Consider the following 10,241-nt stretch of genomic DNA (forward strand, 5'->3'; position numbering starts at 1 on the left):
GACCCGCACCGACGCGCTCGGCAGCCCGATGCCGACCAGGGGTGATCGACACCTCGCGGATGCGGGAGTTCGGCTCCACTCGGGGCTACCGCCACGGAAAGTCCGACACCCTCAGCACCCGGTGATGTGCGCTCCCCACCGGGGACGCGGCGATTGCCTGCGGCACCCCTGTCGAGCGGCTTTCGGAGTTCGCCGGACTGCGGGTCCGGCTCGAGCTCGAGGCGGACGGCACGGACCTGCGGAGGGAATCGGCCGCGCTTCAGCGTCGGTTGCGGCTTCAGCGTCTGTTGCGGCTGTAGAACAGTCCGATCGTGCCGAGGACCAGTCCGATCACGACGGTCGAGAGCGCGACCGGCTCGACGACGACTCCGACCGCAGCCGCCACGAGTACAGCGACGAGGGCACTCGCCCAGACGATGCAGCCGACGAGCAGCGCGGTCGCATCATCGCTCGCGGAGGGCGGCGGGCTAGGCCGCCGCTCCTGCTCGCGCAGCCAGAACCGCATCTCGGGCCTCAGACCGCCAGGCGTTCGAGGACGTAGTCGATGCAGCCGAGGAGGGAGCGGACGTCGTCCGGCTCGATCGCGACGAAGGTCGCCACCCGCAGCTGATTGCGGCCCAGCTTGCGGTACGGCTCTGTGTCGACGATCCCGTTCGCGCGGAGGATCTTCGCGACCAGCGCCGCATCGACGGAGGCATCGAAGTCGACGGTCGCAACAACCTGCGAGCGGTGCTCGGGCACCTCGACGAATGGGGTCGCGAGGCTCGACGCCTCCGCCCAGTCGTAGATCGCGGAGGAGGACTCGGCCGTCCGCGCCGAGGCCCAGGAGAGACCGCCCGAGGCGTTCATCCACTCGAGCTGCGACTCCATCAGCAGGAGGGTCGAGAGCGCGGGAGTGTTCAGGGTCTGGTTCAGGCGCGAGTTGTCGACGGCGTTCTTGAGGCTCAGGAACTCGGGAATGTAGCGCCCACTCGCAGCGATCCGCTCGATCCGCTGGATCGCCGCGGGGGAGAAGAGGCCGAACCACAGGCCGCCGTCAGAGGCGAAGTTCTTCTGGGGAGCGAAGTAGTAGACGTCGGCCTCGGCGATGTCGATGTCGATCCCGCCGGCCGCGCTGGTCGCGTCGATGACGGTCAGGGCGCCCTCGTCGCCGTGGACCCGGCGCACGGGCGCCATCACTCCGGTACTCGTCTCGTTGTGCGGCCAGGCGTAGACATCGATCCCCTCGACGATCTCGACCTCGCTTCGCGAACCCGCGGCGGCGGCGACGACGTGCGCCGGCTCGAGGAAGGGCGCGGAGGCGGCGGCGGCGAACTTCTGGCCGAACTCGCCGAAGGTGAGGTTCTCGGCGCGGCGCTCGATCAGAGAGAACGCGGCGGCGTCCCAGAAGGCGGTCGAACCGCCGTTGCCGAGCAGGACTTCGTAGCCCTCCGGAATGCGGAATAGCGTGGCGAGATGCTGGCGCACGCGGCCGACGAGGTCCTTCACCGGGGGTTGGCGATGCGATGTCCCGAGGAGGTGTGCGCCCTCGGTCGCGAGGTGGGCGAGTTGGTCGTGCCGCACCTTGGACGGGCCGCAGCCGAACCGTCCGTCGTGCGGGAGCAGCTCGCGAGGAATGGTGAGGTCCGGCATGCGTTAATACTAGGGTTCCCGGCCCGCACCCCTCCTCCGAGCGACGGAGGTGTGCGTCCTGCCGCAGCGCCGATGCTGCGACGTCACGCCTACTAGGGTGGAGCGCGCCGAGACGGGAAGGCTGAGATGACGGATCTGATCGACACGACCGAGATGTACCTGCGCACCATTCTCGAGCTCGAGGAGGAGAACATCATCCCCCTTCGCGCGCGCATCTCGGAGCGGCTCAGCCACTCGGGACCCACTGTGTCGCAGACGGTGGGACGCATGGAGCGCGACGGCCTCGTCGTCGTCTCGGGTGACCGCCACCTCGAGCTCACCTCCGACGGCCGCCGCAAGGCGATCCACGTGATGCGCAAGCATCGCCTCGCCGAGCGTCTGCTGCACGACGTCATCAAGCTCGACTGGGAGTTCGTGCACGAGGAGGCGTGCCGCTGGGAGCACGTGATGAGCGAGCAAGTCGAGCGTCGCCTCCTGGAGATGCTCGATCACCCCACGGAGTCGCCCTACGGGAACCCGATCCCCGGACTCGACGAGCTCGGCGACACCCCCGCCTCGCGCTTCGCGGACGGAGTCATCAACCTGCCGCGGTTCGTCGCCGGATCGACCGAGCCGCGCCGTGGCGTCGTGCGACGCCTGGGTGAGCCGGCGCAGGTCGATCCGGAGCTGCTTCTGCAGCTTAAACAGGCGGGCGTTGTCCCCGGCGCCGAGGGTGAGTTCTCGGCGGTGAACGGTTACGTGCTCGCCCGTATCGACGGTGCCGACGCAGGGATCGAGCTGCCCAACGAGGTCGCCGCGCACATCTTCGTCGTCGTCTGACGGGTCCTGTACCCCTCGCCTGCGCAGACTGTGTCTCCGCAACCGCGCTTGTACCGTATCCGGTGACGGGAGAGCGGTCTCTTTCCACCGAGAAGATGACAAATCGGTAACGGTCGCTTACGCTCTGTGGAGCCCTGCGGCCGACCCTCGGTCACGGGGCGCGGGATCCGACGCCCCCACACCCGTCTCGGATTCCGTGCACACCGATGCTTCGTGCAAGAGACGGGACAGCTGCCTGGGCTGAGGGGACGTCGGAGGATCTCCCCCTTGCCCCACAATTCCGTCACCCCGAACGACGGCGCCGGCTCACCCGACCGGTTCCGCTCCACCCATCCCGACCGCTCCGGCGACGCGACCTTCGAGAACCGGCCCCCGGTGATCCGCGCCCGGATCCACGGGGACGCCCCCGTCTCCCGCCGGGCCGTGCCCGCAGCCCCCGCTCGCCGCGCGGACATCACCGACTTCGTGCCGTCGCCGGCCGGGACTCCGCGCAAGCGCCGAGGCCGTGTCGTCGGCAAAGTTGTGATGGTCGGCTTCGCCGGCGCACTCGTTGCGACCATGGCTCTTCCCGCCTACGCCTTCGCCCCCGGCAGCCAGAACGACGGCCTGTTCGCCGCCTCGCGCGCCGACCTTCTCCGCCAGGGCTCGGCCCAGACCGTCGCAGTCGACGGCGGAGTGGTGCAGGCAGCGATTGCGCGCGATGGCTTCTCGGCCGAGGCCGCGCCGCCGCCGCCCCCTGCACCCGAGCCCGAGCCCGCCGTGGTCGCGGAGCCCGTCGTCGACACCACCGATGTCGCCGAGGCGCGTGCCGAGACCGCCGAGGAGTTCACCGCCAACTCCGGAGCCTCCGCGAGTGAGGTCGCCGCGGCCGCCCCGACCACGAGCTACAGCCTCTCGGCCGTGTTCGCTACCGCGATGCAGTACCAGGGCGTGCCCTACGTCTTCGGCGGAGCCCGTCCGAACGGCTTCGACTGCTCCGGCTTCGTGATGTACGTCTTCGCGCAGTACGGCATCTCGATGCCGCACTCGGCAGCAGGCCAGGGCGCTATGGGCACCCCCGTCTCGCTCGCCGACGCCCAGCCCGGGGATCTCGTGATCATGGACGGCCACGACGGCTTCTACGCCGGCAACGGCAACATCCTGCACGCGCCGTACGAGGGCGCGAGCGTCCGCGTGCAGCCGCTGTGGACCTCCGATTACCGGATCGTGCGGATCAACGGCTGATCCTCGATCCGCCGAGAGAGCCCGTCCCCTCACCAAGGGGGCGGGCTCTCGTCGTTCCCGCGTGTGAACGCCGCGTGACGAATCTCGACTGAACCCTGGTGTTCCGCGCGTGAAGGGTTAACCTGAACCTCAGTCCGCTCGCACAGCGAACGGATCCATTCGTCGAGGGACGGAGTGCCGGGATGGCCGAGCGGAGCGGGCACCACAGCGTGGCTCTGCTCTCGCGCGTGCAGCCGGCCGACTCGATACACGCGCGGGTCCTCGCCGCGACGGTGCAGTCCTCCGACACGCGGATACGATTCCACGCCATCACGCGGCTCTGCGCCGTGGCCCCGCAGGGCGCCGTCCTCACGACGGCGCCCTTGCTTGTGGTCGCGGCGGCTCCGCGGGGCGGCGTGCGACAGCACGGAGGTCACTGATGCGCACTCTGGTTCTCAACGCCGGTTACGAGCCGCTCGCGGTGGTGTCGTTCAAGCGGGCGCTGGTTCTGCTGATGACCGAGAAGGCGACCGTCATCGCCGCGGACGAGGGCAATCCGGTGCACGGCGCGCGCGGCGACTACGTGCGGCCCTCGGTGATCGTGCTGACGCGCTACGTTCGGATCCCGAGCGGCCGCAACGTGCCGGTGTCTCGCCGGGGAGTGCTGCGCCGCGACAACCACCGCTGCGGCTACTGCGGGCAGCACGCGGCGACGATCGACCACATCCAGCCCAAGTCGCGTGGCGGACGGGACACCTGGGAGAACCTCGTCGCCTGCTGCCAGCGCTGCAACAACCTCAAAAGCGACCGCACCCCGCACGAGATGGGCTGGCGGCTGCGTACCGTCCCTCGGATGCCGCGCGCCGGCTCCTGGCTCGTCCGCGGCGCGGAACGGACGCTACCCGCCTGGGACGACTACCTCGCCCCCGCGGCCTGACGGGTCGCGGTCGCACCGCTGGCGGCGTTGTCGTCGGTCGCGATACCGCCGGTATCGCTTCCTCCTCCGCCTTGCCAGCGGCACGACCGCGACCCGTCAGGTGCTGGTGGTGTTGTTGTCGGGCGCGGTACCGCCGGTATCGCTTCCTCCTCCGCCTTGCCAGCGGCACGACCGCGACCCGTCAGCACAGGGAGCTGTGCGTGACGGGGGCTATTCGTTGTCGTTGCCGGTGTTGGTGCTGGCGTTGCCGGGGCGCTCGCCGGACCAGGTCCAGTTCGCGACCTCGGGGAGGTCCTCGCCGTGCTCGCGTGTGTAGGCGCGGGCGCGGATGCGGGCGTCCTGCATGTCCTGGCGGAGGCCGGCGGCGCGGGCGCCGAGGCCGGGCGTGCGGTCGATGACGTCGATCACCAACGAATAGCGGTCGAGGTCGTTGAGCATCACCATGTCGAACGGAGTGGTAGTGGTTCCGTTTTCTTTGTAGCCGTGCACGTGCAGGTTGTCGTGGCCGGTGCGCTTATAGGTCAGGCGGTGGATCAGCCAGGGATAGCCGTGGTAGGCGAAGACGACGGGGCGATCGGGGGTGAAGATCGCGTCGAACTCCTGATCGGAGAGACCGTGCGGGTGCTGCGACTCCGACATCAGGCGCATCAGGTCGACCACGTTCACCGTGCGGATCGCGAGGTCCGGGAGCTTCTCGCGGAGGATGCTGACGGCCGCGAGAGTCTCGAGCGTCGGCACATCGCCCGCGCACGCGAGCACGACGTCCGGGGACTCGCCCTGCCGCTCGCTGCTCGCCCACTCCAGGATGCCGAGGCCGCGCGTGCAGTGGGTGACCGCCTCCGACATGGTGAGCCACTGGGGCGAGGGCTGCTTGCCGGCGACGACCACGTTGACGTAGTCGACGCTGCGGAGGCAGTGGTCGTACGTGGAGAGCAGGGTGTTCGCGTCGAAGGGGAGGTAGACGCGGACGACTTCGGGCTTCTTGTTCAGGACGTGGTCGATGAAGCCGGGGTCCTGATGGCTGAAGCCGTTGTGATCCTGGCGCCAGACATGGCTGGAGAGCAGGTAGTTCAGGCTCGCGATCGGGCGGCGCCACTCGATGTCGCGGGTCCCGTCGAGCCACTTCGCGTGTTGGTTGAACATCGAGTCGATGATGTGGATGAATGCCTCGTAGCAGGTGAAGATCCCGTGGCGGCCGGTGAGCAGGTAGCCCTCGAGCCAGCCCTGGCACTGGTGCTCCGAGAGAACCTCCATGACGCGTCCGGCCCGGGCGAGGTGGTCGTCGAGCGGGCTGAGTTCGGCGTCCCACTGCTTGTCGGTCGCGGCATAGACAGACTGGAGTCGGTTGCTGGCGACCTCGTCGGGTCCGAACAGGCGGAAGGTGGTCGGGTTGGCGCGGATGACGTCGGCGAGCCACTCGCCCAGCACCTTCGTGGCCTCCGCGACGGTGCCGCCGGGCTGCTCCACTACCACCTCGTAGCGGCGGAAGTCGGGCAGGTCGAGGGTCTGCCGCAGGAGCCCGCCGTTGGCGTGCGGCGTGGCGCTCATCCGCAGGTCGCCCTCGGGAGCCAGCGAGCGGACCCGGTCCGCGATGCCGCCGCTCTCGGTGAACAGCTCCTCGGGTCGGTAGGAGCGCAGCCAGTCCTCGAGCAGGCGGGTGTGCGCCTCTGTGTCGCGGGCGTTGGGCAGCGGGACCTGGTGCGCGCGGTAGGTGCCCTCGACCTGGACGCCGTCGATCTCGGTCGGGCAGGTCCAGCCCTTCGGGGTCTTCAGCACGATCATCGGCCAGGCGGGTCGGCTGAGGTCGCCCGCGGCGGCACGTTCCTTGATCGCGGCGATGCGGTCGAGCACCGTGTCGAGGACATCGGCGAAGCGCTCGTGTACGCGCATCGGGTCCTCGCCGTCGAAGCCGCCCTCGACGAGGAACGGCTCGTGGCCGTAGCCGCGGAGGAGGCTGTCGAGCTCTTCGTGAGGGATGCGGGCGAGGATGGTCGGGTTCGCGATCTTCCAGCCGTTCAGGTGCAGGATCGGCAGTACCACGCCGTCGGTGAGCGGGTTCACGAATTTGTTGGAGTGCCAGCTGGTGGCGAGCGGGCCGGTTTCGGCCTCACCGTCGCCGACGACCGCCGCGACCAGGAGGTCCGGGTTGTCGAAGGCGGCTCCGTACGCGTGACTCAGCGCATACCCGAGCTCGCCGCCCTCATGGATACTGCCCGGTGTCTCGGGTGCGGCGTGGCTGGGAATGCCGCCGGGGAAGCTGAACTGGCGGAACAGGCGGCGCAGCCCCTCCTCCGACTCGTCGATATGGGAGTAGATCTCGCTGTAGGTGCCGTCGAGGTAGGCGTTTGCGACCATGCCCGGGCCGCCGTGGCCGGGACCGGTGATGTTCAGGGTCGGCTGGCGGCGCTCCCGGATCGCACGGTTGAGGTGCGCGTAGATCAGGTTGAGCCCGGGAGTCGTGCCCCAGTGGCCGAGCAGGCGGGGTTTGATGTCGTCTCGGCTCAGCGGGGTCGTCAGGAGCGGGTTCGCCAGAAGGTAGATCTGCCCGACCGCGAGGTAGTTGGCGGCGCGCCACCAGGCGTCGACCGTGTCGAGCGTGTCCTGGGTCAGCTCGGCATCGGAGGGTCGGGGCACCCAGCTGTGCTCGGGAACGGGCAGGAGGGACGGAGCGGGGGAGTCGGGCATGTCCTCACGGTGGCACCCGGGGGTCCGGGGCGGAAGGGCCTTGTGGCACTCCGACCCGGACCGGCGGGTCAGCTGGTGCGCGGGGTGGCGCGGCGCAGGATCGCCCAGCCCGCGACTGCGGCGAGGGCGGTTGGGATCAGCGACAGGGCATAGCCGCCCGCGTAACCGACGCTGGCGAAGAAGGAGCCGACCGCCGGCCAGCTCCCGGTGAGCGACAGGAGGGCGATCACGGCCAGCACCAGGGCGCCGAGGATCCCGAAGAAGAGCAGCATCCCGCGCTGGCGCCAGCGCACGGAGACCGCGGCGGTCGCCGCTCCGATGAAGAAGAAGAACAGCAGGGTGCAGAGCACCGCGATGGCCTGCTCGAGCACGGAGTCGCCGCCGAAGTAGATCGAGCGGAAGAAGCTGCCGCCGAAGCCCCACCCATTGCTGGCCCTCTCCACAATGCCGAGGACCACGAAGACCGCGGTGTAGAAGACCGACAGGCCGATGAAGGTGAGGGCGGTGCCGAGCGAGAAGTCGCGACGGGTGGCGCCGTAACCCAGGGCGAGGCCGAAGGTGACGTTCACCGATTGGACAGCGACGACCATCATGTAGACGAACAGGAAGAAGGACGCGCCCGAATAGGTCATTCCTTCCTGCGCCTCGAGGCGCTCGCCGGAGTTGAGGCCGCGGAGGATCAGCCACCAGACGATCATGTTGCCGGCGAGGATCACCGCCGTAATGATGAGTGGCGTGTAGAGGATCGTCGCGGGATTCGCGGCGTGCAGGCGGATGATGCTGCCGAGGCGTCCGGCGGCGGTCCTGTGCCGCGAGGGGGCGGCGGTGAGGGCGGTCATTCCGAGTCCTTCCCGGTGGTGAGCTGGACGACGAGCTGCTGAAGCGGCACGGGTTCGAGGTCGAGCCCGTGCCGGCGGGCCTGGTCGCGTCCGAGGGCGTCGAGGCGGGGGAGCGTGGCGGAGGCGCGGCTGCCCAGGGTGGAGCGGCCGATGACCTCGCGGTTCGCGGTGAACGACTCGACCGCCTGCCGAGGTCCGGTGACCGTCGCAGCGGCGCCCCGCAGCTCCTCCGCGTCACTGTCGACGACGAGGCGGCCCTGATCGACGACGAGGACGTGCTCGAGCAGGTTGCTGACCTCGTCGATCAGGTGGGTGGAGAGGACGACCGTGCGGGGGTGCTCGGCGAAATCTTGCAGGAGGCGGTCGTAGAAGATCTGCCGGGCGACGGCATCCAGACCCAGATACGGCTCGTCGAAGAATGTGAGCGGAGCGTGCGAGGCGAGCCCGACGATGACTCCGATCGCCGAGAGCTGCCCGCGGGAGAGTTTCTTGGTCTTGCGGTCGATGGGCAGGCGGAAGTCCTCGACCAGCTCCCGGGCGAACGCCTCGTCCCAGCCGTCGAAGAACCACGGGGCGCTGCGCAGGACGTGCTTCACCGTGAAGTCGTCGGGGTACTTCTGGCTCTCTTTGATGAAGCAGGTGCGGGAGAGGACGGATGCGTTCTCGAGCGGCTTCTGCCCGAAGATCCGGATCTCGCCTCCGCTAGGGAACTCCTGCCCGGTGAGCAGCGACATCAGCGTCGTCTTGCCCGCGCCGTTGCGGCCGAGGAGGCCGTGGATCCGGTTCTCCTCCAGCTCGAAGCCGATGCCGTCGACGGCGCGCATCCGGCCGTAGTGCTTGCTGAGGTCGTGAACCTCGATGACCGCGCTCATCGCGATCCTCCTTCTCTGATCATGTCGGCGATCTGTTCGGTGCTGAGGCCGAGCTTGGCGGCCTCGGCGAGCAGCGGAGCGACGAACTGGTCGCGGAACTGTGTGCGGCGCTTCTCCACCAGTCGGCCGAGCGCCCCCTCGGCGACGAACATCCCGATCCCTCTTCTCTTGTAGAGCACCCCGTCATCGACGAGCAGGTTCACGCCCTTGCCGGCCGTGGCCGGGTTGATGCGGTGGAACGCTGCGAACTCGTTCGTCGACGGGACCTGCGACTCCTCCGGCAGCGCGCCGGCGATGATGTCGTTCTCGATCTGCTCGGCGATCTGCAGGAAGAGCGGGCGGGAGTCGTCCACGCGGGATCCTTCCGGGGCGGGCTTCGGTGGTTGGTTGGTTATGTGACTAACCATGCAAGCCGAGCGGGCCCGCTGTCAAGAGGGGCCGAGATCGAGGGCTGAGGTTGCAGGGACGCGGGCGCGCTTCGCGAGCGGCGGCGGGCGGCGGGGCGCGGCGGGTACACTGGCTCGGCCAGCCTCTGTAGCTCAATGGAAGAGCGACTCCGTCCTAAGGAGCAGGTTGGGGGTTCGAGTCCCTCCAGGGGCACCGCAGTGTCGTTACTAAGACCCTTGCCACAGAAAATCGGCGCGTTTGCGCCGTCGCTGGCCTCCAAGAGGCTGGTACGGGTCCGAGCACCACTCCTAGGAGTGGTGCTTTTTTCGTGTGCACTGGCCCGGACCGCCTGCGACGTGATCGTTGCGAACGGCTCGTTCAGTTCAGCCGTGATCGTCTCGTCCGTGTGCACGAGGACCCGTTCGAAGAAGACCTGGTTCAAGAGGCGCCTGATGTAATCGGGAGCGCGTTCGTACTGGGTGGCGCACTCCATGGTGACGTCGAGGACGAGGTGGATGGCGTGCTCGACGTCCGCGAAACGCCGAGCTCTTGCGACTGCGGAACGTCAATGGGCGGGGGTGGCCTGGGCGGTCCAGGCGCCCTTAATCAGCTTTCGGGAATATCCTACAGCTGAGAGCGTTATTCATAAGCATTTACCAGCCGAGTCGGTAAAGTTCGAGGCGGGTGACGGTGCGAATGAGGTTGGGAAGTTCTGTAAGACGTCCGCGATAGCCGGTCTTGAGGATTTTCCAGTTCTTCCAGTGCGCGATGCATCTTTCGACCGCCGAACGGATGGAGGAGATGTATCGGTTGGCTGTACGTGTGTTGTCATCATGTTGTCCGTGGTGAAATTTTTTCCGGGGAGTG

The 10,241-nt window shown here is 68.4% G+C and carries 11 protein-coding genes and 1 tRNA gene; 5 read left to right on the forward strand and 7 right to left on the reverse strand.

Annotated features, from left to right (window positions below; translation table 11 throughout):
- Window positions 1-277: 277 nt before the first annotated feature.
- Together C5D07_RS07240 and serC are read right to left on the reverse strand one after the other, a co-directional pair.
- The gene (locus C5D07_RS07240) at window positions 278-505 is read right to left on the reverse strand and encodes a DUF2530 domain-containing protein (RefSeq protein WP_068251822.1); all 228 of its coding nucleotides are present in this window, start codon (window positions 503-505) and stop codon (window positions 278-280) included.
- 8 nt (window positions 506-513) lie between these two features.
- On the reverse strand, window positions 514-1,632 hold the full coding sequence (gene serC, locus C5D07_RS07245) for a phosphoserine transaminase (RefSeq protein WP_068251825.1): 1,119 nt from the start codon (window positions 1,630-1,632) through the stop codon (window positions 514-516).
- Window positions 1,633-1,758: 126 nt separating this feature from the next.
- On the opposite strand from serC, the gene C5D07_RS07250 reads away from it, so the two are divergent.
- The 4 genes from C5D07_RS07250 (at window position 1,759) to C5D07_RS07265 (ending at window position 4,591) form a co-directional block, all read left to right on the forward strand.
- Window positions 1,759-2,451 carry an iron-dependent transcriptional repressor DtxR gene (locus C5D07_RS07250; RefSeq protein ID WP_068251827.1) on the forward strand — a complete coding sequence of 231 codons (693 nt, stop codon included), beginning with the start codon at window positions 1,759-1,761 and terminating at the stop codon, window positions 2,449-2,451.
- A gap of 267 nt (window positions 2,452-2,718) precedes the next feature.
- Window positions 2,719-3,675: a C40 family peptidase gene (locus C5D07_RS15315; RefSeq protein WP_249028190.1), complete on the forward strand. Its 957-nt coding sequence runs from the start codon at window positions 2,719-2,721 to the stop codon at window positions 3,673-3,675.
- Between the two features lie 182 nt (window positions 3,676-3,857).
- Window positions 3,858-4,094 (forward strand): hypothetical protein, encoded by a 237-nt coding sequence (locus C5D07_RS07260; RefSeq protein WP_068251830.1) that lies wholly within the window; start codon window positions 3,858-3,860, stop codon window positions 4,092-4,094.
- Window positions 4,094-4,591, forward strand: coding sequence for an HNH endonuclease (locus C5D07_RS07265; RefSeq protein ID WP_068251831.1), 498 nt, complete (start codon window positions 4,094-4,096; stop codon window positions 4,589-4,591). The genes C5D07_RS07260 and C5D07_RS07265 overlap by 1 nt, the downstream gene beginning before the upstream one ends.
- Window positions 4,592-4,801: 210 nt before the next feature.
- On the opposite strand, the gene C5D07_RS07270 is transcribed toward C5D07_RS07265, so the two are convergent.
- The 4 genes from C5D07_RS07270 to C5D07_RS07285 all read right to left on the reverse strand — a co-directional run bounded on the left by C5D07_RS07270 (window position 4,802) and on the right by C5D07_RS07285 (window position 9,340).
- Window positions 4,802-7,276, reverse strand: coding sequence for a phosphoketolase family protein (locus tag C5D07_RS07270; RefSeq protein WP_104259029.1), 2,475 nt, complete (start codon window positions 7,274-7,276; stop codon window positions 4,802-4,804).
- 68 nt (window positions 7,277-7,344) lie between these two features.
- The gene (locus tag C5D07_RS07275; RefSeq protein WP_104259030.1) at window positions 7,345-8,115 is read right to left on the reverse strand and encodes an ABC transporter permease; all 771 of its coding nucleotides are present in this window, start codon (window positions 8,113-8,115) and stop codon (window positions 7,345-7,347) included.
- Window positions 8,112-8,987: an ABC transporter ATP-binding protein gene (locus C5D07_RS07280; RefSeq protein WP_104259031.1), complete on the reverse strand. Its 876-nt coding sequence runs from the start codon at window positions 8,985-8,987 to the stop codon at window positions 8,112-8,114. The genes C5D07_RS07275 and C5D07_RS07280 overlap by 4 nt, the downstream gene beginning before the upstream one ends.
- Window positions 8,984-9,340: a GntR family transcriptional regulator gene (locus tag C5D07_RS07285; protein ID WP_237358173.1), complete on the reverse strand. Its 357-nt coding sequence runs from the start codon at window positions 9,338-9,340 to the stop codon at window positions 8,984-8,986. Before C5D07_RS07285 ends, C5D07_RS07280 begins: the two co-directional genes overlap by 4 nt.
- Window positions 9,341-9,515: 175 nt before the next feature.
- Here C5D07_RS07285 and C5D07_RS07290 point away from each other — a divergent pair.
- Window positions 9,516-9,587 (forward strand) — tRNA-Arg (locus C5D07_RS07290).
- 440 nt (window positions 9,588-10,027) lie between these two features.
- On the opposite strand, the gene C5D07_RS07295 is transcribed toward C5D07_RS07290, so the two are convergent.
- Window positions 10,028-10,241 (reverse strand): transposase family protein (locus C5D07_RS07295; protein WP_146079783.1); only part of this gene is annotated, 214 nt, incomplete at its 5' end.

The sequence above is a fragment of the Rathayibacter tritici genome, from assembly GCF_002932875.1.
Taxonomy (GTDB): Bacteria; Actinomycetota; Actinomycetes; order Actinomycetales; family Microbacteriaceae; genus Rathayibacter; species Rathayibacter tritici.

What these genes read in the sequence shown, in the direction of transcription:
- serC (WP_068251825.1), bottom strand. Translation starts at nt 1,632, where the DNA reads ATGCCGGACCTCACCATTCCTCGCGAGCTGCTCCCGCACGACGGACGG.
- C5D07_RS07250 (WP_068251827.1), top strand. Translation starts at nt 1,759, where the DNA reads ATGACGGATCTGATCGACACGACCGAGATGTACCTGCGCACCATTCTC.
- C5D07_RS07280 (WP_104259031.1), bottom strand. Translation starts at nt 8,987, where the DNA reads ATGAGCGCGGTCATCGAGGTTCACGACCTCAGCAAGCACTACGGCCGG.
- C5D07_RS07240 (WP_068251822.1), bottom strand. Translation starts at nt 505, where the DNA reads ATGCGGTTCTGGCTGCGCGAGCAGGAGCGGCGGCCTAGCCCGCCGCCC.
- C5D07_RS07270 (WP_104259029.1), bottom strand. Translation starts at nt 7,276, where the DNA reads ATGCCCGACTCCCCCGCTCCGTCCCTCCTGCCCGTTCCCGAGCACAGC.
- C5D07_RS07260 (WP_068251830.1), top strand. Translation starts at nt 3,858, where the DNA reads ATGGCCGAGCGGAGCGGGCACCACAGCGTGGCTCTGCTCTCGCGCGTG.
- C5D07_RS07265 (WP_068251831.1), top strand. Translation starts at nt 4,094, where the DNA reads ATGCGCACTCTGGTTCTCAACGCCGGTTACGAGCCGCTCGCGGTGGTG.
- C5D07_RS07275 (WP_104259030.1), bottom strand. Translation starts at nt 8,115, where the DNA reads ATGACCGCCCTCACCGCCGCCCCCTCGCGGCACAGGACCGCCGCCGGA.